Annotated in this window: 23 protein-coding genes; 4 read left to right on the top strand and 19 right to left on the bottom strand. The window is 51.4% G+C overall.

Annotated features, from left to right (window positions below; translation table 11 throughout):
* Positions 1-8 precede the first annotated feature (8 nt).
* The 6 genes from JRJ22_RS05105 to JRJ22_RS05080 form a co-directional block, all read right to left on the bottom strand.
* Positions 9-1,058, bottom strand: coding sequence for a hypothetical protein (locus JRJ22_RS05105; protein ID WP_206103520.1), 1,050 nt, complete (start codon positions 1,056-1,058; stop codon positions 9-11).
* A gap of 13 nt (positions 1,059-1,071) precedes the next feature.
* A complete protein-coding gene (locus JRJ22_RS05100) occupies positions 1,072-2,619 on the bottom strand; it encodes a P-loop NTPase family protein (protein ID WP_206103519.1) in 1,548 nt (515 codons plus the stop codon).
* Complete coding sequence (locus JRJ22_RS05095) at positions 2,616-3,680, bottom strand: P-loop NTPase family protein (RefSeq protein WP_206103518.1); 1,065 nt, start codon at positions 3,678-3,680, stop codon at positions 2,616-2,618. Before JRJ22_RS05095 ends, JRJ22_RS05100 begins: the two co-directional genes overlap by 4 nt.
* Before the next feature lie 16 nt (positions 3,681-3,696).
* On the bottom strand, positions 3,697-4,443 hold the full coding sequence (locus JRJ22_RS05090; protein ID WP_206103517.1) for an SAF domain-containing protein: 747 nt from the start codon (positions 4,441-4,443) through the stop codon (positions 3,697-3,699).
* Positions 4,444-4,573: 130 nt separating this feature from the next.
* On the bottom strand, positions 4,574-5,470 hold the full coding sequence (gene purU, locus JRJ22_RS05085; RefSeq protein ID WP_206103516.1) for a formyltetrahydrofolate deformylase: 897 nt from the start codon (positions 5,468-5,470) through the stop codon (positions 4,574-4,576).
* A 51-nt stretch (positions 5,471-5,521) separates the two neighbouring features.
* Positions 5,522-6,649 (bottom strand): deoxyribonuclease IV, encoded by a 1,128-nt coding sequence (locus JRJ22_RS05080; RefSeq protein ID WP_206103515.1) that lies wholly within the window; start codon positions 6,647-6,649, stop codon positions 5,522-5,524.
* Between the two features lie 170 nt (positions 6,650-6,819).
* Between JRJ22_RS05080 and JRJ22_RS05075 the strand changes: the two genes are divergently transcribed.
* Positions 6,820-7,275: a DUF2621 domain-containing protein gene (locus JRJ22_RS05075; protein ID WP_206104984.1), complete on the top strand. Its 456-nt coding sequence runs from the start codon at positions 6,820-6,822 to the stop codon at positions 7,273-7,275.
* Between the two features lie 28 nt (positions 7,276-7,303).
* Positions 7,304-8,206 (top strand): TIGR01777 family oxidoreductase, encoded by a 903-nt coding sequence (locus JRJ22_RS05070; RefSeq protein ID WP_206103514.1) that lies wholly within the window; start codon positions 7,304-7,306, stop codon positions 8,204-8,206.
* Between the two features lie 27 nt (positions 8,207-8,233).
* Here the strand turns inward: JRJ22_RS05070 and JRJ22_RS05065 are convergent, their stop codons facing one another.
* The 10 genes from JRJ22_RS05065 to JRJ22_RS05020 all read right to left on the bottom strand — a co-directional run bounded on the left by JRJ22_RS05065 (position 8,234) and on the right by JRJ22_RS05020 (position 18,800).
* Positions 8,234-9,889, bottom strand: coding sequence for a DUF6382 and FHA domain-containing protein (locus JRJ22_RS05065; RefSeq protein ID WP_232381032.1), 1,656 nt, complete (start codon positions 9,887-9,889; stop codon positions 8,234-8,236).
* Between the two features lie 18 nt (positions 9,890-9,907).
* Complete coding sequence (locus JRJ22_RS05060) at positions 9,908-10,420, bottom strand: A24 family peptidase (RefSeq protein WP_206103513.1); 513 nt, start codon at positions 10,418-10,420, stop codon at positions 9,908-9,910.
* 25 nt (positions 10,421-10,445) lie between these two features.
* Complete coding sequence (locus JRJ22_RS05055) at positions 10,446-11,423, bottom strand: TadE/TadG family type IV pilus assembly protein (RefSeq protein ID WP_206103512.1); 978 nt, start codon at positions 11,421-11,423, stop codon at positions 10,446-10,448.
* A gap of 15 nt (positions 11,424-11,438) precedes the next feature.
* Complete coding sequence (locus JRJ22_RS05050; RefSeq protein ID WP_206103511.1) at positions 11,439-13,703, bottom strand: hypothetical protein; 2,265 nt, start codon at positions 13,701-13,703, stop codon at positions 11,439-11,441.
* Positions 13,704-13,778: 75 nt separating this feature from the next.
* Positions 13,779-14,441: a TadE/TadG family type IV pilus assembly protein gene (locus JRJ22_RS05045; protein WP_232381031.1), complete on the bottom strand. Its 663-nt coding sequence runs from the start codon at positions 14,439-14,441 to the stop codon at positions 13,779-13,781.
* Positions 14,441-14,629, bottom strand: a complete 189-nt coding sequence (locus JRJ22_RS05040; protein WP_206103509.1) for a Flp1 family type IVb pilin — start codon at positions 14,627-14,629, stop codon at positions 14,441-14,443. The genes JRJ22_RS05045 and JRJ22_RS05040 overlap by 1 nt, the downstream gene beginning before the upstream one ends.
* A gap of 13 nt (positions 14,630-14,642) precedes the next feature.
* Positions 14,643-15,515 carry a type II secretion system F family protein gene (locus JRJ22_RS05035; protein ID WP_206103508.1) on the bottom strand — a complete coding sequence of 291 codons (873 nt, stop codon included), beginning with the start codon at positions 15,513-15,515 and terminating at the stop codon, positions 14,643-14,645.
* 12 nt (positions 15,516-15,527) lie between these two features.
* Positions 15,528-16,286: a type II secretion system F family protein gene (locus JRJ22_RS05030; protein WP_232381158.1), complete on the bottom strand. Its 759-nt coding sequence runs from the start codon at positions 16,284-16,286 to the stop codon at positions 15,528-15,530.
* An 86-nt stretch (positions 16,287-16,372) separates the two neighbouring features.
* Positions 16,373-17,638 carry a TadA family conjugal transfer-associated ATPase gene (locus JRJ22_RS05025; RefSeq protein WP_206103507.1) on the bottom strand — a complete coding sequence of 422 codons (1,266 nt, stop codon included), beginning with the start codon at positions 17,636-17,638 and terminating at the stop codon, positions 16,373-16,375.
* Complete coding sequence (locus JRJ22_RS05020) at positions 17,631-18,800, bottom strand: P-loop NTPase family protein (RefSeq protein ID WP_206103506.1); 1,170 nt, start codon at positions 18,798-18,800, stop codon at positions 17,631-17,633. Before JRJ22_RS05020 ends, JRJ22_RS05025 begins: the two co-directional genes overlap by 8 nt.
* A gap of 289 nt (positions 18,801-19,089) precedes the next feature.
* Here JRJ22_RS05020 and JRJ22_RS05015 point away from each other — a divergent pair, with 289 nt between their 5' ends.
* Positions 19,090-20,280 (top strand): copper amine oxidase N-terminal domain-containing protein, encoded by a 1,191-nt coding sequence (locus tag JRJ22_RS05015; protein ID WP_206103505.1) that lies wholly within the window; start codon positions 19,090-19,092, stop codon positions 20,278-20,280.
* A gap of 61 nt (positions 20,281-20,341) precedes the next feature.
* On the opposite strand, the gene JRJ22_RS05010 is transcribed toward JRJ22_RS05015, so the two are convergent.
* The 3 genes from JRJ22_RS05010 to JRJ22_RS05000 form a co-directional block, all read right to left on the bottom strand.
* The gene (locus JRJ22_RS05010; protein ID WP_206103504.1) at positions 20,342-20,761 is read right to left on the bottom strand and encodes a thiol-disulfide oxidoreductase DCC family protein; all 420 of its coding nucleotides are present in this window, start codon (positions 20,759-20,761) and stop codon (positions 20,342-20,344) included.
* Positions 20,762-20,868: 107 nt separating this feature from the next.
* Positions 20,869-21,147, bottom strand: coding sequence for a hypothetical protein (locus tag JRJ22_RS05005; RefSeq protein ID WP_054939250.1), 279 nt, complete (start codon positions 21,145-21,147; stop codon positions 20,869-20,871).
* 189 nt (positions 21,148-21,336) lie between these two features.
* Positions 21,337-21,756, bottom strand: a complete 420-nt coding sequence (locus tag JRJ22_RS05000; RefSeq protein ID WP_269751884.1) for an Ohr family peroxiredoxin — start codon at positions 21,754-21,756, stop codon at positions 21,337-21,339.
* Positions 21,757-21,941: 185 nt separating this feature from the next.
* On the opposite strand from JRJ22_RS05000, the gene JRJ22_RS04995 reads away from it, so the two are divergent.
* Positions 21,942-22,421 carry a glutathione peroxidase gene (locus tag JRJ22_RS04995; RefSeq protein WP_206103502.1) on the top strand — a complete coding sequence of 160 codons (480 nt, stop codon included), beginning with the start codon at positions 21,942-21,944 and terminating at the stop codon, positions 22,419-22,421.
* Positions 22,422-22,539 lie beyond the last annotated feature (118 nt).

The raw sequence follows: 22,539 nt of genomic DNA, 5'->3' as shown, positions 1-22,539 counted from the left end.
CATCACCTCTAGTGGTAGTCCAGTTTGGGTCTGGCGAGTATCGTACTGATAATAAAAGAAATAAACAGCCCGGAGATGATAACCATCAGAAAGGTAAGACCTACGGTAGTCTGAAACTGCAGCTTAAAGTAGACATCCGGCTTCAGCATGTACATAAACGTCCCGACTGAAGAAACCAGTACGACCAAGTTCCCATAGAGCCCCAGACTGATCGCATCCCTGCTGCCTGCTTTTACCGTCATAATAGTGTCGCGCTGCTGCTCCATGGAACGGTTGAGCATCATGAGCGAGCTTTTTAGATAACGTGTCCCCTCCTTCTCGCAGTACAGCAGATCAGATACAAACTCAACAGCAAAGGTCGTGCCTATCGCATCCGAGAATCTCGCGGCCTGCTCATTTAGCTCATATTCATTGCTGTAATTGGCAAATGCCGCACTCAGCAGCCTCACGGGCGTCTTCAGAACATTTTCCTCGGTCAATAAATCGGCCGTTCTGGCCAAAATAGAATCCGCCGATAAATGCGTGAATTTGGTCGCAATCTTGATCACGTCAAGCAGATCGTAGCTGCCGTGTACTTTTCTCTGTGCATAACTGTATCGCAACCGTAAATATGGAATGCTTCCCGCAATAATTGCCACAAACAGCGGAAGCCGCCAAACCTCGTGAACCGGCAGCCGTTCCCCGAAGCTGATCCCCTCCAGAAATGGATTGTTAAAGCTCATATGTCCCGGCAGCTCACGCAATGTCAGTAAGGTGGACAAGAATACCGCTATAAACAGAAAACCCGAACGCATGACAAAACGCATAACACTGATCCCAGGCTCATACCTCCGGTGTGCAAAATAGAGCAGGTCATCTAAATGCCGGTACAGCCACAGCCTTTTCTTAACCTTGCTGATTCTTTTGCGGAAAAGACTCCTTCTAAGCTTCATATGCTGATCTATACTCTGCCCAAGCTGCCTCAAATGACGTTCAACCAGCGGCTTTACCATCTGCCAGAGCCCCCAGGCAACCAGCAAATGAAGAGCAAAGCGGATCAAATAAAAGATGAAGTCCACGCTTTACGCCCCCTCATTCGTTCAGTACAATCCTGGATTTCAGGCTCTCCTTCAGCGGATTCTCCATAGGCTTCATCGCAGCCAGATGACCCAATTCCTGCATTAGCACGCGCATGGCACGCGCATTTTTCTTACGCATCTTCGACATCAGCTTCTCCGTAAGCTTGTCATTATAGCTCCAGGCCGACTGCTCCTCCTCCCAGCGCATCAGATCATTCGCGAACACCGAGTTGTGCTCTTCGTCATAGAACACCTCGGAAATCCGGGCCAGCCGCTTTTTCCCGTCCGGTACGCTTTCCAGAATAAAGACCAGCTCGCAGGACTTCAGTGCTGAGATCAGATGCCCTTTCAGACTCCCGCCAATCCGCGTTGAAACTGCAAAAGCCCCTTGATACGGAATATCCTCTGAGTCAACCGTATGAAAAGTGCCGGTGATGCCGTCGTAACCTTTCTCGCCGCTCCACAGATAGAACTCCCACTCGTTATAGCGCATTTCCGTCATATAAAGGATGTTCGGATCGTGGCGCAGCGACTCCACCCCGACCTCCATCAGTTCCTCATTGGCCGCCTGTATCGGAATAATCCGGTGTCCCTTGATCTGATACGGCAGAATCGACTCCGGATGCTTCTCTATCATCACCACCCCCATGCAGGAGGCAGAACCCAGAAGCTGCTCACCGACAATCGTGTTGGCGAAGGTGGTTTTGCCTGAACCGACTGCACCGGCAATGACCGTATTGCGGAACGTTCCGGACAGTGCACGGATTAGCTCTATAGCCTCCGCAGGAATACACTCAGTGCCAGCCTGATCCTCCAGATCAAGAAACTCTACAACCTGGCGCCGCATCGAAATCGTCGTAAATCCTTCCCAAACCCTGGGCGACACCCAGATGGCAAGCCGGATGAACCTTCCGGGCCACAGCGGATCATCCATTTTGAACTCCACCGAAGGGTTGTCCTTGTTCAGCTTTTTATTCGGGTCGCTTTTAAGGAGGGAACGTTTCAGCTGCTCCACCCGGTCCAGCGAGGGCATGTCATAGGGATAGGCGACAAACCTGCCCCGATGGTTGTAAAAGATTTGCCGTCCGATCATCTGCAGTCCGGTAGATTCGCTGTACGCACGGTCTGTGAACCAGCGGTAAGCCGGGCCAAATCCCTTCCATTCATGAAAAAGAGCTTCGGCTGCGGTCCGGTATGCCTCAGGCACGCGGCCGGTAAATGGAGTTTTGCGCAAATACTTTTCAATTTCGTTCATAAAAAAGCTGACTGCCTGCGGATCGCCAATCAGCGCCTTCGCATTCAGTTCAAAATAACTGTCATCTTCCCGCTCCAGCCCCGCGTTCATGTCGCTTTTCATTTTTTGCAGGAAGCCGTAAAAATCTTCCTTCCCCGGCTTGCTGGTACGCAAAACACTCTGTTTCAGGGAGAACGGACGGACGGCTGTCGGTATAGCAAGCGGATTATCCATGAGCTCATTAGGTTGCCAAGGCGTTTTTCGCTTAGAATATTGCCCCTCATCCCGCCACTGTTCCTGCCAACTCTCTTCACGGTATTCGATCATTGGAAAATCCCCTTTTTCCGCACTTCCGCCGCGAGACCTAGGGACACTAACAGTGCGTGAACCTTGTCATCTACATGCTGTAGTTCTTTTTTGCCTAGGGGAAGGCTGTCCAAAAGCGGCTGGTAGTAGGGCAACTCATGCAGAATTTCACAGCCGAAGCGCAGCGCCAGACTTTTGGGTGAAGTTATTTCTTCCACATTGCTGCGGTTAATGATCCACTGGAAATCCTGCGCATGCAGATCCATGTGCCCGGTCAGCTCGAGTAGAGCTTGAAGCCGGTATTCATGCCTGGGGTGCGTAACCATCATGCGCAGTGCTGATTTTTGCATACCCACGTACCATGCCGCACTCTCAGGAATGGAGCCAAAGTCAGCAACAACCACATCTGCGTTCGCACCTGCTTCCGCCAGCAGATATTCAATCTCCTCCTCCTGATAATCGTGGACGCTTAGATAATCGAAATTGCCCGGTAAATAGGAATATCCGTCCTGCCTAACCAGCCCTTCAAAATCCTCGCCGTGGAGCATCTTCCCTGTGATCCGGGGACGCAATCGGTCCAGACTTACTGCTGGTTTACGGTCATAACCGGGGTCATACAGATCCATTCCCAGCAAAATCACCCGCAGCCCTGCCGCAGCAATCCGTCTGGCGAACAGCTTAGCTACACTGGTGCAGCCGATCCCTGGACCCGAGCCGAAAAAACCGACCAGATTTGCGCGTTCCTCATGGTCCTCCTCTATGATGTACCGCAGCTTTTCAATTATTGCCGAGGATGTGGAGCGCGGCGGAATAAAACAGATCCCCAGGCTTTCACACAGCATATGAATGGCCTGGTAGCCGCGCACTCCTTTTTGCAGATATACGTACAGGATCGTGGAGCGCGGAAACTTTCGGCTTAGCTCACTTAAGGCATTAACAGATACTTGTTCACTCGTAATCATCAGCAGGTGCCCTTCGGCATGGACAGGTTCAGGCATTACATTTTGCGAAATCACTGTAAATCCGGCCAGCTTCATTTCATTAATCGTCAGTTGATCCATGCCCAGACTGAATATTTTCAAGGCCCCTCCCTCCCTTCTATTCAACGCGTACAATCCACAGCTTCTTGCCCTGCTCCAGATATTGCCCCAGCAGCTCACCATCGCTTTTCTTCAGCTTCAACTCCGGTGCCGCTACCTTGCCTGTTGAAGTGACGCGGTTATTGGTATTGCCGTTCTCCGAGTCCAGCACATCATTGTTATCCTCTGAACGAACATAGTTTACGGTGACACCGCTCAGGAACACCTTTCGGGCAGGGCTTACCGGCTCAGAATCTCCTGTTCCCGCTCCCGGAGCGCCTGTCTCAGCTATTGTGCCGCCACTCCGCTCCTTATTCGGCGAATCACCCTCTACCAGGTAAATGTCGACCTTATCTCTGCTGCGCAGCGAGCCGTTGATGGCATAGATGGCTTCCTTGGGGATCGGAAATATCCCCTCGTCCTGCTGCGGCTCCAGATTACTCACATCTACCAGAGATGCCGTCAGAATGCTGCCGTCCATCAGATTCACATTGGTAATCTTGTGCTCCACCTGGGTAATTTCCGTAATTACGCCCGAGGGGACATCTTTCGTCTGAACAGAATCCAGGTAGAGATCACTTTGCTTCAGTTCATAGTTTTTTGGTAAAAAGCCGCCGTCAGCCACCTTAATCTTGACTACCGTCTGCGACAATACATAAGGCTTGAAATACAGATCGTAGCCGAGCAGCCCGCCGAAACCGGCAAGCAGGATCAAAAAGGCAAAGAAATAATTACGTTTTAACAGAGTTCCACGCTGTGAAGCCAACTCCCTTACCTCCTTTAAAAAGCGATTTTTGCCCACGAAAAAAGGCACTTTGGCAGAAGTAGCCAAAATGCCGGTAAAATGCTTTTTCACCTTTTGAAATTTATTCGTTTGTAATGTTTGGGAATTGTAATTAATTAAATACTACTGTCTTATTGTGATGCACCAAAATTCTGTCCTCGATATGCCATTTAACCGCCCGGGCCAATACTACCCGCTCGATGGTACGTCCGATTCGTTTCAGCTCGCTCACATCGTCGCTGTGGCTGACCCGCTGCACGTCCTGCTCAATGATTGGACCGCCATCCAGCTCTTCAGTGACATAGTGGGCGGTAGCTCCGATAATCTTCACCCCGCGCTGATACGCCTGGGCGTAAGGTTTACCGCCTACGAATGCCGGCAGGAACGAATGGTGGATATTGATAATCCGGTGCCGGTAATGCTCGATGAACGAAGGTGAGATGATCTGCATGTACCGGGCCAGAATAATCACATCGATATCGTCTCCGATGACCTCCAGCTGGCGCTGCTCCGCTTCCGCCTTCGTATCCGCTGTAACCGGAATATGGTGGAACGGGATGCCAAAGGATTCAACATAGGCCTGCATATCTGTGTGGTTGCTGACTACAAGAGCAATATCCGCATCCAGATCCCCAGCCTGCCACTGCCAGAGCAGCTCGACCAGACAGTGATCCTCTTTGGATACAAAGATTGCAAGTTTCTTCTTATGGCTCACATTGAAAATCTGCCAGTCCATCTGAAAACGCTCGGCGACACCGCCGAAGATAGAGCGCACCTCATCCAGCCGCTCATCAAGCTTAGGCAGGTCAAACTCTACTCTCATGAAAAACATGCCGCCGTCCGGATCCATAGTATATTGGTCAGACTGCACGATATTGGCACCCTGCTGGTATAAAAAATGCGACACAGCCGCTACGATTCCCGGTCCGTCAGGACAAGAAATGAGCATACGTGCCCGGTTCGGATATTGTCCGCCTGTAGAATGATCTCTTTTCACATGTAATTCCATAGTCCGCTGTCCATCCTCTCATCTACTTGCGCAATCTAACGTATGTCTAGTTTAAGCGTTCACGAGCACCTGTTTACCTGCAAGCCAGGCAATTAAGCGCTGATTGACAGCTTCCTCGCTAAGCTGCGGGAAGAGTCCGGCTGCGGCAACATTATCGTAAAGACGTTCCAGCGGCTCACGCGGATCAGCCTTTTTGGCCTTGGCATCATTTTTGAGCAGATCCCATACATCAAGCACATACTTACGGGAATCCATCTCCTGCTTGGCAAAGAAAGAATGCAGCTCCTCCACTTCCTGCAGGAATTCTGCGCCGAACCGTTCAGCCACATTACCGCGCAGCAGTGCGATTTCGATCTCGTACATCGGGCGCAGCTTTTTGGCATCCTTCCCGATCCATGGCGTCTCCAAAATAAACGGCAGACCTGAAAGAGCTTCGTGGTGGACCACCTTGTTGATCGTCTCGAAGCCTATCCAGCCTGAACCAATGGGAGTATGGCGGTCCTTGCCTGCTCCGCGCGGATTTTTGCTGTCATTGATATGGACCACACCCAGCCGCTTGAGACCAATAATCTCGTCAAACTGACGCAGGACGCCGTCCAGATCACCCACAATATCGTATCCCGCATCATGGATGTGACAGGTATCCAGACAGATGGACAGCCGCTCATTATGTACGACCTTATCAATAATGGAGGCAATCTCCTCGAAGCTGCGACCGATTTCTGTCCCTTTACCTGCCATCGTCTCCAGGGCAATATGCACTTCCGTCTCGTTCGTACCGCCAAGCACCTCATTCAGACCGTCAGCAATCCGCTGGATGCCGTATTCCGCGTCCTTGTCTGTGTAAGCTCCCGGATGAAGTACAATATGCTTGACCTCAAGCTCATGCGTACGGTGGATCTCCTGCTGCAGGAAATCAACAGCAAGCTGATATGTGTTGTCCTTATAGGAGCCCAGATTAATAATATATGGAGCGTGCACGACGATCTCTTCAACGCCGTTAGCCTTCATTGCCAGTTTCCCTTCGGCAGGATACATCGCTTCAATCGGCTTACGGCGTGTATTTTGCGGCGCTCCCGTATATATCATGAACGAGCTGGAACCATACTCATTTGCTTCATTAGCCGCGCTTAAGAGCCCCTTGTCCGCGCAGGACACATGTGAACCTATTTTCAGCATGCCTTTTTCCCTCTTTCCTTCACGAATTAACCCTTATTCTACCGTGATCGGGAAAATAAATCTAGGCAACCCTGGCGGAGTGCTTTCGCTTCGCAAAACTTTAGAAATACGCTATACTTTAAGTAAGATGAAGATTTGTGACAATCATCATTGTCAAAGGCGGTGTATACATGTCTGATTTCAGTTTATTATCGTCGATACCAAGCAATTGGTTTATGAACTCCATCGCATTTTGGACCTTTCTACTGCTGGGCTGCATGTGCATCGGCGGCTTCTTTATGTTCCGCAAATTCCTGAAGGTGCTGCCCAAAGCTGACGGCAAATCCAAGCTGGACTGGCAGAACTATTGGGTCGAACGCAGCCGTCCATTGTGGAGCGATGAAATGAAGGCGTTTCTGGATCAGCTGGTGCAACCGGTTCCAGGGCCTTTCCGCGATATCGCCAAGCATTCTATCGCTGCCGAGATCGGTAAGATCGCCGTGGAGAGCAATGCGCCGGCCGTGACCCGTGAGCACTGCATCAAGGGCTATATCGTTGCCACTCCGCGAAGGGACAACCGGTTTCTCGTTACCTTTCTTGAGAAGAACGGCATCGACTACACTCCCTATCGGCATCTCATCAAGTAAGTCTCATCCTGAAAGGGAGGATTCTCTCATGAAATATATCATCTGCGGCGGCAGCGGATTTATCGGCCGTGAGCTTACGGAATACTGGCTCGCTGCCGGACATCAAATCCTCTTAGCCGGCCGCAAGCTGCCGAATAGTAAGCCGGCTCATCCCGCTCTCAGCTATACAACATGGGATGACCTTGCCACGACTCCTGAAATTGCAGAAAATGCGGACGCACTGGTCAATCTGGCCGGAGCCTCACTCAGCCAGCGCTGGAGTCCAAGCGGGAAGAAAGCAATTATGGAATCCCGGCTTGAAACCGTGAGCGCCGCCGGTAAGCTGATTGCTGCTCTGCAGCATAAGCCACCTGTCATTCTTCAAGCCTCTGCTGTCGCCATTTACGGTACATCCTTTAACGATACCTTTGACGAAGATTCACCTGCCCGTGTCATGGACTTTCCTTCAGAGGTCGTTAAGACCTGGGAAGCCGCTGCAGATGAAGCTTATCAAGGGGTACGGCTGATCAAACTGCGCACCGGCGTTGTCCTGGGAAACGAGGGTGGAGCTTTCCCCAAAATGAAGCTGCCCTATTCCTTAGGCTTTGGGGGCAGAATTGGCAGCGGGAAACAGTGGCTCTCCTGGATTCACCTGGAGGATATCGCACGGCTGATCGATTTCTGTATCCGCACCCTGGAAATTACAGGCCCTGTCAATGCCACCGCCCCTAATCCCGTGACAAACGGGCAATTCGGTAAAATGATCGGCAAAGTATATCATCGTCCGCATTGGTTTCCGGTTCCTGCTGTGTTATTAAAAGCGGCTATAGGTGAACTCTCAGAAATCCTGCTGGAGGGCCAGCGGGTGCTTCCGGCCAAAGCGGTGAATCATGGCTTCACCTTCACTTATCCAACCTTGCAGCCAGCACTGGAGCAGCTTAAATCCGAGTAAGGCTTGCCCGTTCTCCCCAGGCTGTTCTCAGGCTGAACGGAAGGTGTAGCAGCCTTTTACGATTGTAAACACACTCCCTTCAGTCAGCGGATATTCTTTGTAGGGGATCATCGGAGCTCCCTGATACAGCGTTCCGTTTCTGGAATCCAGATCCTTCAGGATATACCCTGCCGGCCCTCTTGATATTTCGGCATGCACCCTTGAGGCTCCCTCGGACTTCTCTACATACTGGGCAACCTCCGGGGAGCGGCCGATGATAAAGCTGGCACGGTTCAGTTCAATCTTCTCACGAATATCGCCTTCATCTGTCTGGATTCGTTCAAGATAAGGAGCTGCACGTGCCTGCTCTGCCTTCTCTCGCTCTGTACCCGGAGCCTCACTGCGCGTCAGCAGCGCTGTTGCCGCTTCTGGGGCAGGTTGATGCCTGCCCGCCACTGTCGTCCTGTGCCGCATATCCTCAATATCCGGATAATCCGGTACAGCCGGCTCCCGTTCAGTCCTGATTGGAGCCAGGGGATGAACAGGCGCTAGCGGATTTCTGCCAAAATCCCACTCTAGCTCCTTCGGCTTGCGACTCTGCCTATGCTTGTCCACCCATCCCTCTTCAGCCTCAGGCTCTTCCCCGTAGTCAACCTCCCCACTATTCCGCCCAAACATCATTCTTTCACTCCATACCAGCCAGCACAGGATTCCAAGTATTAAGGTCGCTGCAAAGCAAACTATCAACCAGATCATGACCGGATTATCCAGATACAGAAACTTCCACAACAAGGCATCTGCCAAAACAGCGCCTAAGGCAGCATAAGTTCTATAGGAAGACGGGGAGTTCCCGTCATTCACGGCATCTACAGGACCAAGCGAGTCCGATTCTTCCTTTATTCGGAGTTTAGGCAAAGAATTGCTCCATGACGCTTCAATCTGCTCAGCACTGGCTGCTTCCACCTGCGGCTGAGTGAATGACCATCTCCGCGGCACAACTGGTTCCACCGCTGCAATCACCTGTGGTTTCTGCTTGATCATTGTCTCTGCAGCCGAAGCTTTTGCCCCGCTTGATAGAAAGCCCGCTGGGGCAGAATCTGTATTGTCAGAAGGTCTAATCACAGGAATTCCGTCAGCCAGCAGCTCTGCCAGCAGCGTTTTAAGCCCCGTCATGGTGAAATCCTCACTGCCGCAGTACTGCAACAGTCTTTGGACCCCGCTTCCGGAAAGCTCTGTTACCGATGCCATAAGCACCATGATCAGAGACTTCATGCCCTCTCCAGGTGGTGTCTGCAGCCTCTCAGACTGCAATGGTATGTAAGTTAGGTATACCTTGCCGCTGCTTAGAGACCCCTCTACAAAAATATAGTCCTCATGCAGTGCGTACTGTTCCGCCCGAAGCATATACAGCCTGCCTTCTTCGATTCCCCGGGTAATCTGCAGCAGAAGTCCGAAGAAATCGGCCATGCCCAGTTTTTCACTTTTCAGCAGATGACTGAGCATTTTGCGGCGGGAGACAGCATATTCAAGGGTAACCTGCAGATCAACCTCCCTCAACAGCAGACGCAGATGATGAGGAATAGCCGTATTCATCAGCATCCTGGCCTGAACCATGTTAAGCTCTGCGGCGGACAATCCGTCAGGGCTCCCCAACTGCATCGATAAACCATCCTGTTGTACAAAATCACGGTTTAATCCGAACAACAAGCTTCACCTCCTTATCTAAAGATAGACATAAGCGCATAAAAATCCCGGGAGAACTGCCAGCATAAAAGGAAACCTTAGCATCTCGCTGTCCTTTCCGCTTCTTAATAAAGCGGGATTACGCAGCAGCAGAAATCCGGCAGTCCTGCTGATAACGTTGCGCATCCGCCTGCCTGTCTCTCTTCGGGCTAGCACAATAATCCAACCGATCACTGCACCGAACAAAACGGAATACATAATTACCTGCAGTGAGAACCATACCCCCAGCCAGGCCCCAATCCCGGCAAAAAGCTTCACATCCCCGGCACCCACCGCTCCCATAAAATACATAAGCAGCAGGACGGCAAACCCCGCGGATGCACCACAAAGTGCGAACAGCAATCCATGCCACCCGTAAATGAATCCCCTTGAACATAGTCCCGTCACCAAAGCAAGCACGGAGATCCAGTTCGGTATCCGCATCCTCCGCAAATCCGTGATGTATGCCGCCCCCAGAAAGATCAGGCAGCCCCAAAAAGCCCATTCCGCCATCTGCAATTCGCCTACTTCCGCTGTATCATTTCACTACTGTAAAAGTTGCTTCCAGGCTGGTTCCGTCGTCCAAAGTGATTACAAAGGGCCAGGAACCCGGCGTCGTATTTACCCCGATTTTCCACTCCCATTCGATATATCCGGCTTCGTCTGCCTGCTTCCAGCCCAAATATTTCGCCGTACTCTGGCCGCTCTTATAGTAAATTGACAGGTTAGCCGATGCTCCCGGCGGAACCTTGACCCTTATCCTGCCTTGATGATTAGCAACGCCGGGATTTGGCTTGTTCAGTATTACGATGGAGCCATGCTCCCCACCCTCTCCGGCATTCCCGCTCTGCCCTGCAGCATCGGTATTACCTACCCAGAGCCGTTCTACCGCGCTGGCTTCCAGAACGATACCCCGGTTCAAAAAAGGTACCTTCATCGGCAGCTCGTAGCTGATGACAAGTCCGAAGTAGGGGCGTGTGCCGTTCTTCAGCTCCGGAACGGTGACATTGGAGACATGAAGCCGGTCATATTCCAGCCAATCTGTAGCCATATACGGCTTGATAAGAGGCTTAAGTGCATGGTCAAGCACAGACTGCGACGCCTCAGCCTGAAGCTCCTGCAACGGACCCTCTGCGCGCTGCACGGCAGATCTGACCCACTCATCAACCGGTGCCGGCAGATCAGCTGCATAGCTGTCGCTCCATTCCGTAATTGATAGCCGGGGAATACTCCAATTGCCGGAAGACAATATTGGACCGGCACGTGCTGGATCAGCTGTACCGCTATCCTGCTCTCCCCACTTCTGAGCAGCCAAAGCCGCAGGATAAATATGGGTCGAGACCATCTTGACCGTGTCGGAGGCGGTACTCTGTAAAGCCGTCGAATACAACGTCATCTGAACAATAAAGATCAGGAATAAGACAAATAGGAGAAACATAGGGAGTACCATAGCCGCTTCAACAACCATACTGCCTTCATCCTGGTGCTTGCATCGTCTCTGGTACCAGCACTTCATTCTGCTAACCTCCTGCTAATAAGAATAATCAGCCTGTACAGCCCTGTAGTACACCTTACCTTCCACCTCACCTGGCAGAGCCGAGCTATAATCCAGCAGCTTCACCACCCCTGGCAAAAACCACAGCCGCAGGCCCATACGGATTCCTGCTGAAGCGTAGGTGAACCTTTCCGCCGGATTGATTCCTGTATCAAGCCTGATCAGGGCCAGCATCCGCGACAGCTGTACATCCCCCGTCCCGTGCAGCAGCATAAACAAGCGCAAGTAATCGCGGTATTTCAGCTTTGCAGGCAAATATTTGGACAACGGAACCTCTCCTGTCTTGCATAGGAGCAGCATATCTTGAACCGCTTGCTCCACACCGTACAGCAGTGCCGCAGCCAGAATGGCCAGTGGATTGCTGAGCCGGGCACTTTCGATAAAACCCTCCATCGTCCGGATAGCCAGCCTGAGTGCAAAAATCTCTCCAAAGGCTGCCGCCACATTTCCCGCAGGATTATGAAAGCCGTATAAAATGTACTCCAGCTCCTGGGCATGCGGATCTAACTGATCTGCCAGCACAGAAGCTGTATCACCCGCAGGGCCAGAGACTGCCGGTGTCAGCAAAGAAAGATCAAAATGCGGAAAATACAGCGCTGAGTATTCTGTTTGGAACAACCTATCCCGCGCCCCCTCCATAATGCTGCCTATGGAAGCATATAGACCATCCACCTTCTCCATTGCTGAGCCGCCTGAAGAATAAATATCCGTACCGTTCCCTGCATCCCCAGTTGTCCCATGATCCTGCGCCTGATTCAGTTTAATATTATCTTCATAATATTGCCTGAGTGTGCTGTAACGCTCCATCGCTGCCCCCGCACTGTCACCTAGACTGCGTATCTGCTCCAGCAGCTTCATGGCATCCCCTAGCTTGGTTTTGGCCTGCCGTTCCAGCTGCTTACGCTCACTATCCGAGGTCCGGTGCATTTCGATCCGGGCAGCTTCAGCTGTAATAACGGCCCCGTCATCTCCGTAATTCTTCAGATAATTGCTGCTGGCACGTGAAGCCTCTATTACGGCGGTGCTCATTTGGGCAAAATCAGCGTACAGCCCGGAGACACCTGACAGCACGGCCGGCAGGGCAGAAACTGGCGGTTCTACCGCCTCTGAAGCCAATTCTTGTGCAATCAAATCTTGCTCCATCCCGCTGATTTCGGCAGGTGTAAGAATAAGCGCGTCTTCCTGCTCACGCAGCTTCGCCAGCGGGTCTGCGCTCAGTTCAGTGTTGCTGCTGCCTGGAATATCCCAGCCGCTTGCCGAAGCTTCACCGCTCTCCGCCCCGCTGGTTCTGGATTGCTCCAGCACACTTCTCATCTGCTCATTTAGTTCCCCGGCCTGCTTAAGCGCCTCTTTCGCCTCAGCCATCATAGAGTTATGCTGCAGCTTGTAAGCGGACAAAGTACCAGGGAGACCGGAAATCAGAGCAGCAGCTTGCTCTATGTAGCGGGCTAGAGCCTGCTGATACTTTTCAGACTGCGTTTCCCGGTCACGGAATAGGTCCGCGTAGTATTTTCCGACATAATCTCCGTACATGGCCACAATGTCAGCGGCAGATGCAATATTCCCAAGAGAAAGAGTACTAATATCATCCTTAGCAGGATTCATAATCATCTGCTGCAGTACTCTCCCGCTCTCCGCTGCCTGCCGCCGCCGCTTCATCATGAGATCCAGTGCTGCTTCGCGCGCATCATATAAAGGCTGCAGCTTACCGAGCACCTTCGTTGAACGTGAAGCTTCCCCCATGGCCGCCGACAGCGGCTTAAACTTTCCGGCCAGCTCCAGTGTGAAGTCAATCGGTGCCTTATATTTCATCTCCTCGGCAATCTGCCTGCGGAAGATATCATAGCTCCCAATGGAACGGCTCCAGATTAAGGAGGAATTATCCAGCTTAACAGGCAGCAGATTAAAGGCATCTCCCCGTCCGCTCTCATATAAATTATCATTCAGCACACCGGACAGCAGCTGATCTCCGTCATCGCCCCCAAAGGCAAACAAACCGTAGTTCTCCCGCAGGCTGTTATCATAAGAGGACATCACCGAGCGGACCGCAGCCCTTGCCAGACGTTCCTGCTGCACATTTGCCGCGGAAATCCTTGCATAATCGATCAATACAGCGGTAAACAGAAAAACAAATGCCAGCACCATGATCAGAAAAATCGAGACTGAGCCTTCCGTCCGGTTGTTCCGCCTGGATTTCTGCCCTTTTCGCTGACCGGAAGTTAAAGCATTTACAATCCTCAACCGATCTGCCTCCCCTGGCGTATTGTTCTGAGACATCGTTCCACTAGTTTGGAAATCCATTCTTCATCCAGCTGTCTATTTTTTCAGCTTAGTCAGCATCTTGCCAGCGTCCTTCTTCTCCATGCTTGTCCCGGAACCGCTGTCCTGTCCATCCCCCTTGAACTTCGCTCCATAATAACGCATCAGGTCTACGGTGCGGATAAACTCCACTGGATCTGCAACAACCGATTGTGCCCGCACTTCCGGTTCAGCGTTATCCTCGAGGATTTCATCCAGCACCGGTAAATGAAGCACTCGCTTAAGCTCCGCACTTACTTTGCGGCTAGTCAGACTGTAGGTGTAAGCCAGCTCACCTGTCATATTAGCCGGAACCTTCCCGGCAGATTGCTGAAGTTTGACAACCGGCAATGTCCCTGAACCTGACGCTGCAGGCAGAGCCAGCTTCACTCCGCCATTTCCGGCTCCTGCACCAAATAGTGAGGTAAGCAATCCTTCCTCTCCAATGCGCCAGTACAGCGAATCATAATCACCAGTGGCAAATGCCCCTTCCGCGCCTTTATGACTGTTATCCCAATTGAAAGCCGCACGCTCTGCCGTAGCAGAGGCTATCTGCAAGAGCATAGATCTTTGGTAGGTATACAGGCAAAAAAACAACAGCAGCATTGTAATCCCCATGATAATGGGCAGCAACATTGACGCTTCAATGGTGAAGCTGCCTTCATCATTCTTCAGGTTCATCAATCAAAAACTTCCTGGCTCTTACTTCCGGCTGTACTGATCAAATCCTTGACCACCTTCACAATTTCTGTGCGGAACACCAGAACCACCGCAATCAAGACCGCAATGATCATAATCATCTCCAGCGTGCCCAGCCCCTCTTCATCCTTCCACAAGCCTTTTGCAGCTTCCGCTAACATCGTCATCATTCTCCTCATCCTCCTACATTTTCAGCATCATGATCGCCGGTGTTCCCACCAGCACAATTACAATTAAAAAAATAAGCACCATCGGGAAAACCAGCTTCGAGGAAGCCTGTTCCCCGCGCGTCCGGCTGACCGCCTTCCGTTTCTCCCATAACATCCGCGAAAGATCCCGCAGCGAGAGAACGAAGTCTGCACCGCCTCTGCGGTAATTCAGCAGCACTGTCGTTGTGAATAGCGAAACCTCCTGTACCGCACAGCGTTTGCTGAAATTCTCGAAGGCCTGCTGGAACGAATAGCCCCCTTCCCATTCTGTAGTCATAATAAATAATTCTTTATAAAGCGGATGACTGTAGTCGCCCTTGCGGCTCTCAACACAGCGGATAATCGCCCGCTGCACAGTCTCTCCGGCGCCAACCAGCAGTACAATGCTGTTCAGCAGCTCAGGCAGCTCCAGCATAATATTCTGTTCACGCAGCCGTACTTTCTTATGCAGATCACTAACCAGGGCAACCGGTAATATCAGCGCCAGTACCGCGCCGATTATGATTCCGGCTTGTTCACCGCTGAAGGCGGTCAGCAGGCTGCCCCCAAGCATAAACAGCCAGCTGTAGCTGAACATTTCAGCCAAAAAGAGCAGTGTACGCTCCGCGCTGTAGCGCATGCCATAGCTCTGCTGCAGCGAGCGCTGGATTCTGAACGTGACCGAAGGCAGATGACTGCCGATTCGCCATCTCTCGATTAGCAGCAGAAAAGGTTCTCCGACTCCACGCAGCCGCAGTCCGTCCATCGGCAGGCTGCTCAGCACGGCATACCGGCGGCCGCATTTCAGCCGCAGAAGCATCCAGCACAGCCCCAAGGCTATCGCGGCCCCGCCGCATATCCACCGCATTACCTCGCCCCCTTACAGCGGAATATTCATGATCTTGGAAGTCCAGAGATAACAGAGAAATAAACCGGCCAGCGCCAACGTAGAAATAGCCATTCCTGCACCGGTATACATCGGCTCCATATAGTCTCCTGCGGTCAGGCTCATAAATAAAACAATCATTAACGGAGCGGCCAGCAGCGCTTTGGCCTCGAATTTCTTCTGGGCAATACTGACGGCAATATCCTGCTGGATATCAAGCTTCTCTCCAATAATCGTGGACGTGCGGCGTACTACTTCGACCAGATCCCCGCCAGTGCGCTTACAGACGGAGAACACATCGGCAAACCGCTCAACATCCTCCATCCCGGCCCGCAGGCTAAAGTCATGCAGCGCCTCCTCCACCGGCTGGTTATATTCCATCCGGGCGCAGATAATTGTCAGCTCTGAGAGCATATCGCTGCTTCCCTCTGGGTCGAGCATTTGCAGATCCGCAACTGCTTCACGAAAAGCATTCTCTACCGAACGTCCTGCGGATAGCGAAGAAGAGAGTGAAAACAAGGTCTGCTTAAACTGCAGATTGAGCGCCGAGCGCCGCCGGTTTCTGAGATAATCACGCAGGATCCGCGGCGCATAGGCTCCTCCCGGAACCAGCAGCAAGGAGAGCAGCACCTGGTGATAGAACAGATAGCCGAGGCCAAAAAGCAGCAGCCCGCCTGCCAGCACCGCCAGCATTTTTATACCGGGGGACAATATGTACACCCTATAGTCAGGCAGTTGAGGCCTCCTTCGCATTTCCTTTTCATTCACTCCTTTCTCGCCTACACCCCCAAATCTTCCTCGTTGCACCGGTACGCGGACTGGCATCCTGTTCGATTGCTTCATTTCAGCACCCCCTTCGAAATCCCAGTCTCAAATTGCGCCAGAGGATAGTTACTCACTCCGGCCATCCTCAGCTTGCCCGTATGCTGCAAAGGATTCCCGCAGGCAACAATAGCGCCGTCTACCCTTCCGTCACATTCCCCGGTCTCCCGGAACTCATACAAGGGGTTCAGCACCACCTCCCCATCCTGAATACCAATGACCTCGCTAATTTCCAGCACTCTTCGTGAACGGTCCCGCAGCCGGGAGAGATGCACGAAGATGTCAATCGCCGAGCCGATCTGCTGCCGGACTACGGCTACCGGAAGATCGGCTGCGCTGAGCACCATCGTCTCCAGGCGGCTGACCATATCCCGCGCACTGTTCGAGTGCCCGGTCGAAAGTGAACCTGCATGGCCCGTGTTCATCGCCTGCAGCATATCCAGGCATTCGGCTCCCCGGACCTCGCCGACCACGATACGGTTCGGCCGCATCCGCAGTGATGAGCGGATCAGGTCACGGATGGTGATCTCCCCGCGCCCCTCTGTGTTGGCATTTCGTGTCTCCAGGGAGACGAGGTTAGGTACGGTGACAATTTGCAGCTCGGCTGAGTCCTCAATCGTAATCACCCGTTCCTGCGACGGAATGAACTGGGACAAGGCATTTAAGAATGTAGTCTTGCCGGAGCCGGTGCCGCCGCTGATAAAAATGTTGTATCCGGCAGCAACCAGAATTTGCAGAAACTCCGCTGCCTCTCCGCTTAGTGCACCGCGCCGCACCAGTTCGCCCATTGTCATCGGCGATTCGGGAAATTTGCGTATGGTCATGGCCGGCCCCTTCAGCGCTACCGGCGGCAGCACAACATTGACGCGTGAGCCATCCCGCAGCCGTGCATCCACAATCGGCGAGGAATCATTGACTACCCGGTTCACTCCGGATACCACCGACTGGATAATATCCTCCAGTCTGCTTCTAGACTCGAAGGCTAGCGACAGACGCCGGATCTGACCCTCCTCCTCCACAAAAATCTCATCATGGCTGTTGATCATAATCTCAGTGATCGACGGATTATCAACCAGCGGTTGCAGCACATCGAGCCCCCGGAAGGAATCGAACAGCTTCTTCACCAGCTCATGCTTCTCCTGGGCGGTTAAATACCGTAGGCTCTGCATTTCCAGAATGGTTCGTTCTATATAAGCGCTGAGCTCATGGTTCCCTACAGCCGATGTAACATCGAGCCCTGCGCGGATGTCACGCCTCAGCTTCCTGAACAGCTCTTCATTCATGCAGATTACCTGTAAACACGAGAGGTAATGCCGGCTCTATGATTCCTTCGCAGAGCTGCTGAACGCCAGCCATAAACTGCGGAGAACTGAGGCAGAGCTCAACATGATGCCGTAAGGCCCAGGACGGGATATAAGGAAGCAGACCATCCAGCTTAATGCCTTCAGGAACCGATGTGCCCTCCATTGAATCCGCCGCAAAGTTTAGTACAAACCGGCTCTTCTCCTGAATATCCGGCGGCCAGCCGGAATGCGAATGGCTGCCATGCTCCAGCCACCTTAGGGTTTTGTACATGCTTGCCTCATCGTTTCTGAGCATCCATAGCAGGATCCCGCACCGCTGTAATACAGCCAGAGTCCGTTCCTCTTCAATACTGCCGGCATCAATGATCACGAGGTCATAGCTTCCGGCTGCAGCCAACAGGTCCAATAAATCCAGCGTATCCTGCCGGGTCATCTGGAGCATCTCTTTGAAGTTCTCAACGGGTCTGAATGCATCACAGCGCAGGCGGTCATACCTGGCTACATATCTTCCCAGCTCAATGCTCCCTGCATTGTTCTTGCCCCCTTCCCCCCGGCATGCCTTGAGGTCATAAAGCAACCGTTCCAGTCCTGGTGTGTTCCCGGCCGGCACCGGCACAAATAATCCGCTGCTATCCACACTTTCAAGATTTAAATAAAATACAGATAGCCCTAGATCCGTAAGCTGTTTGGACATATTGAGCGCAAGCGTTGTTTTGCCGCTGCTGCCCGTCGCCGAGACCACTCCGAGTATGAAAGTCTGTTCTCTACCCGCGGACGATGACCTGGATCGCACCACATCACACAGCTGTAGTATGGATTCGAGAAGTGCGGGAAGCGACTGGTATTTCGCTATGACCATGCCGCCAGCCAGATTAGCACTCTTGCCTAATGTTCGGCCATCCTCACTAAGGACCGCCCACGGAACCGTATTCTTCCCTTCCACCAGCCAGGCTTCAATGAAGAAGGGATCTCCGACGACCGCATCTACCGTCTCTTCGCTTTTCATAAATTCCATAAAGGTTTCCGGCCTGCTGAACGCTGATACCCGCAACAGCTCACCATACTCACTGTGATGGATATAATGCAGCAACGGTTCAATGTATTGACTCTCGCGCACGGCCAGTACAATTCTCGCCGCCATGAAGCCACTCTCCTTTCTGTAATTGAGACAACAAAAAAAGCACCGCCAATAACCGTGAGATACGGTCATTGAACGGTGCTTCCGCTGTTAATCCTTTAATTTACAGCTATAGTAGCATATATGCAGTAGAGCAGCAATAATTTTTTTATCGTATGGCGGCTAGCTCCTGATTTTCTGGCAGGGCATATCCAAAATGGGATATATACCCAAGAGGTATTTCTCGGTTATAATATCAGATGGCAGACATTATCTAACCAAAACTATTATTAAAAAAGGAGATTTCCCGCAAATGAAAATACTACCCGGATTTATTGCTGTACTCACCTTATCCAGCGCTATCAGCTTGTCCGCATCCGCAGCAGAAAAACCCATCTCAGTCCAAATTGACCAGCAAAAGCTTAACTTGACGACAACCAATGCTCCCCTGAATGACGGGCACTCCATCCTCGTTCCCATGCGGCCAATTTTCGAGAAGCTGGGCTTGAAACTGGTATTTGACGCCAAGACAAGCACGATAACCGCCACCAAGGAAGGCCTGACCATCAAGCTGCAGATCGGCAGCAAAAATGCGAGCATTAACGGAATCATCAAACCGCTGCAAACCGCTCCCAAGATGGTTAATAACGTCACTTATGTACCGGTCCGGTTTGTAAGTGAAGCCACCGGCAACAACGTGGTCTGGAATGCTACTACCAGAACCGTTGAGATCACCAGCCTCCAGAGCTCTGTGGACACGGCAGAGATTGCTGATTTCTTCAAAAAGTATGTATCCTATTCTAATGAAGAGAACTATGACGGATTCATGAGCCTCATTGATTCCAAATCCCCTCTGGCTCAGATTGGCCCGCAGCTCAAGGAACAATACGCTACCTACGATCTCAAAAATACGGTAGATCAGATGAACATTATCGATGTAAAAACAAATGAAGTGACCGTACATACCATTGAGTCCTCCGAAAAGGTCAGCGGTCCGTTCATGCCGAACAGTCAGTCGGAGAATGTCTATTCCCTAACCCGCAGTTCCAAGGATTCCGGCTGGAAAATCAGCAATGTGCAGGTTCAAGCTATTAAATATAGCCTTCCGGGAGAGGTTCTGAATGCAGCCGTTACTGTGCCGCAGGCAGATGAGGCAGCGATCAAAGCTGTATTTGCCGCAAATATTGACTTCACCAACAAAGAGGATCTCGAAGGCGTGCAGTCTACCATTGACGAGTCCTCCCCCGGCTACGAGCAGAACAAAGTGATGGCAGGCCAAGTTTTTCAGGCTTACGATCTTCAAACCGTAATTGAATCCTCGAAGATTATCGCCTATACAGGTAACGAAGCCGCCATATATTCAGTGCAGACGACCAAGAAGCTTAAGGGACCACAATTCCAGGATAACCGCACCACCATGGTTACTACACTGAAAAAGTCGGCGGACGGAAAATGGAAGCTTGTTCAAAGCTACCCGCTATCGGCAGAAGCAATCACCAAATAAATTATCTGAACCAGCACAAAGAAGCAGCGGGAGAACTCCCCTGCTTCTTTCTATTTAACATTCAAAGAAATCTCTTCCGGATATCCGGCGTAGGAAGCAGGCATTGCTCATCACGCCCGAACCAGCGGTAACGGTTCCTTGCTACAAACCGATATACGGCGTTGCGCAGCGGAAGAGGCATAAGAATGAAAATATAGGCGGCTGGCCACGGAAAACGCAGCCTGCGGGCGATGCGCAGCACAGCAGATGATTCTGTATAAAACCTGCCATTCTCAAGCAGCACAACTGTGTTTAGCCGGTCTGTCTCAAGGCCTGCAGTACTCAGCAGTTCACGCCCAGCTTCGCTCTGCAGAGCTGCAAACTTAAGTATGCCCCCGGGATCCCGCGGAATAATGAAGCGGACCAGCCCCTGGCAAAGATGGCATACACCGTCGATCAGTACAACCGCTTGCCCTTCTCCTCCTCCATGCCTTTGCTCCATATTCCACACTCCCTTGTTTGCTCAGCATATCCTAATGGACCTAACCTAATTCAAGGAAAACAAAAACGCGGGATAGCTCCCGCGCTCTCATTCGTCCGTCCGTTTAATTATTCGGCAATCGCCTTGTCGATCCATTCGTCCCCGATCATTTGTCCTTCAAAATCAGCTGTGAATGCTTCCATGCATTTGCAGATGAAATCTTTACGGCAAACCGGGCATGGGGTTTTAAGCAGGCGGCTGATGTTCGTCATTTTCCATTCCGGAAACCGACTGTAGAACGCGCGGCACTGTGTTCCGTCAGCAGTCTTAATAATAAATTCGTACAAGCCTTCTTTATCATTGCTGCTGGCTTTGGTCACATTCGTAATTTTCGGTCTGTAAGACATCTTCATCACCCATTATTTAAATTTTTGGTATTTAGTAGCGCACGCAACTTTAACAGATACTTAGACATATTAAAGAATTTTGGGGGTGATGTCAACCAAAGTACGCGCTGCCGCCCGCTATTTATTACTCATATCTGCTATCCGTCTCTATTTAGCCATTATTCCCAGGAATATGAGTTTATACCGCTCTTAGATTACATTTAATTCAACTTCAATATTCCCGCGGGTCGCTTTGGAGTATGGACAGAATTCATGTGCTTTTGCCGCAAGCTCCTCCGCCTTCGCACGTTCAATGCCCGGCAGGCTGATATCCAGCTTCACCGCCAGCTTGAACCCTCCATCGCTTTCGTCCTTGCCGATCAGCACGTTGGAAGTAACCACCACATCCTGAAGCTTCACGCCCTCTTTACGGGCAATATTGGCAAGTGCACTCTCATAACAGGCTCCATACCCTGCCGCAAACAGCTGCTCCGGATTGGTGCCATTGCCTCCAGGTCCGCCTAGCTCCTTGGGCATTTTCAAGTCATGCTTCAAAGCACCGTCCGACGATTCCACAGAACCTTCACGTCCGCCGCGGACTGTAGCTGTAGCTGTGTACAAAGCCTTCATTTTCAATGTTGTCATTGTTGATCTTCTCCTTTTGAACCTATTTTTTATTCGCGCATACTTAAACCTTAAACAATGGTCATTATTTGAAACGAAAATACAATGTTGTCACACCTCAGCGGCTTGCATCCTGTGATAAATGGTGTAAAATTAAATTGTGATAAATTTATATTCGGGAGGCCAGATTCATGAGCATTTATGATTTTGAAGCCAACACCTTGCGCGGACAAGAAGAATCGCTGTCGAAGTACAAAGGTAAAGTGCTGCTCGTCGTGAACACAGCCAGTAAATGCGGATTCACCCCACAGTACAAAGGGCTTCAAGAGGTATACGATAAATTCAAGGACCGCGGTTTTGAAGTGCTCGGCTTTCCAAGCAATCAATTTGCCGGACAGGAGCCGGGGGAAAGCGAGGAGATCGCTGAATTCTGCGAAATGAATTACGGAGTAACCTTCCCGATGTATGAAAAGGTTGATGTAAAGGGCGACGACGCGCATCCGCTTTTCAAATACCTGTCCAAAGAAGCTCCGGGCTTGCTTGGCTCAAAGAGTGTCAAATGGAACTTCACCAAATTCCTGGTCGACCAGGAGGGCCGTGTACTGAAGCGGTTTTCGCCGCAGACCACACCGGATCAGATTGAGGCTGATATTGCTAAACTGCTGGACTAGATACATTTTATTATCCTTACCCAAAAGGGACGCTTCACATACGGCATTTGCCATGTGCGAAGCGTCTCTCTTTTATCTAATAAAACACATTGCATGAGCACAATAAGGATAGCGACCA

The sequence above is a fragment of the Paenibacillus tianjinensis genome (assembly GCF_017086365.1).
GTDB lineage: Bacteria > Bacillota > Bacilli > Paenibacillales > Paenibacillaceae > Paenibacillus_AQ > Paenibacillus_AQ tianjinensis.
This window is presented reverse-complemented; position numbering and strand designations above follow the sequence as displayed.

Bases quoted from the DNA above. Each gene is read 5' to 3' on its own strand.
- JRJ22_RS05100 (WP_206103519.1), bottom strand. From the start codon at position 2,619: ATGATCGAATACCGTGAAGAGAGTTGGCAGGAACAGTGGCGGGATGAG.
- purU (WP_206103516.1), bottom strand. From the start codon at position 5,470: ATGGAATTACATGTGAAAAGAGATCATTCTACAGGCGGACAATATCCG.
- JRJ22_RS05080 (WP_206103515.1), bottom strand. From the start codon at position 6,649: ATGCTGAAAATAGGTTCACATGTGTCCTGCGCGGACAAGGGGCTCTTA.
- JRJ22_RS05075 (WP_206104984.1), top strand. From the start codon at position 6,820: ATGTCTGATTTCAGTTTATTATCGTCGATACCAAGCAATTGGTTTATG.
- JRJ22_RS05070 (WP_206103514.1), top strand. From the start codon at position 7,304: ATGAAATATATCATCTGCGGCGGCAGCGGATTTATCGGCCGTGAGCTT.
- JRJ22_RS05060 (WP_206103513.1), bottom strand. From the start codon at position 10,420: ATGGCGGAATGGGCTTTTTGGGGCTGCCTGATCTTTCTGGGGGCGGCA.
- JRJ22_RS05055 (WP_206103512.1), bottom strand. From the start codon at position 11,423: ATGAAGTGCTGGTACCAGAGACGATGCAAGCACCAGGATGAAGGCAGT.
- JRJ22_RS05045 (WP_232381031.1), bottom strand. From the start codon at position 14,441: ATGAACCTGAAGAATGATGAAGGCAGCTTCACCATTGAAGCGTCAATG.
- JRJ22_RS05040 (WP_206103509.1), bottom strand. From the start codon at position 14,629: ATGATGACGATGTTAGCGGAAGCTGCAAAAGGCTTGTGGAAGGATGAA.
- JRJ22_RS05035 (WP_206103508.1), bottom strand. From the start codon at position 15,515: ATGCGGTGGATATGCGGCGGGGCCGCGATAGCCTTGGGGCTGTGCTGG.
- JRJ22_RS05030 (WP_232381158.1), bottom strand. From the start codon at position 16,286: ATGCGAAGGAGGCCTCAACTGCCTGACTATAGGGTGTACATATTGTCC.
- JRJ22_RS05025 (WP_206103507.1), bottom strand. From the start codon at position 17,638: ATGAATGAAGAGCTGTTCAGGAAGCTGAGGCGTGACATCCGCGCAGGG.
- JRJ22_RS05020 (WP_206103506.1), bottom strand. From the start codon at position 18,800: ATGGCGGCGAGAATTGTACTGGCCGTGCGCGAGAGTCAATACATTGAA.
- JRJ22_RS05015 (WP_206103505.1), top strand. From the start codon at position 19,090: ATGAAAATACTACCCGGATTTATTGCTGTACTCACCTTATCCAGCGCT.
- JRJ22_RS05010 (WP_206103504.1), bottom strand. From the start codon at position 20,761: ATGGAGCAAAGGCATGGAGGAGGAGAAGGGCAAGCGGTTGTACTGATC.
- JRJ22_RS05005 (WP_054939250.1), bottom strand. From the start codon at position 21,147: ATGTCTTACAGACCGAAAATTACGAATGTGACCAAAGCCAGCAGCAAT.
- JRJ22_RS05000 (WP_269751884.1), bottom strand. From the start codon at position 21,756: ATGAAGGCTTTGTACACAGCTACAGCTACAGTCCGCGGCGGACGTGAA.
- JRJ22_RS04995 (WP_206103502.1), top strand. From the start codon at position 21,942: ATGAGCATTTATGATTTTGAAGCCAACACCTTGCGCGGACAAGAAGAA.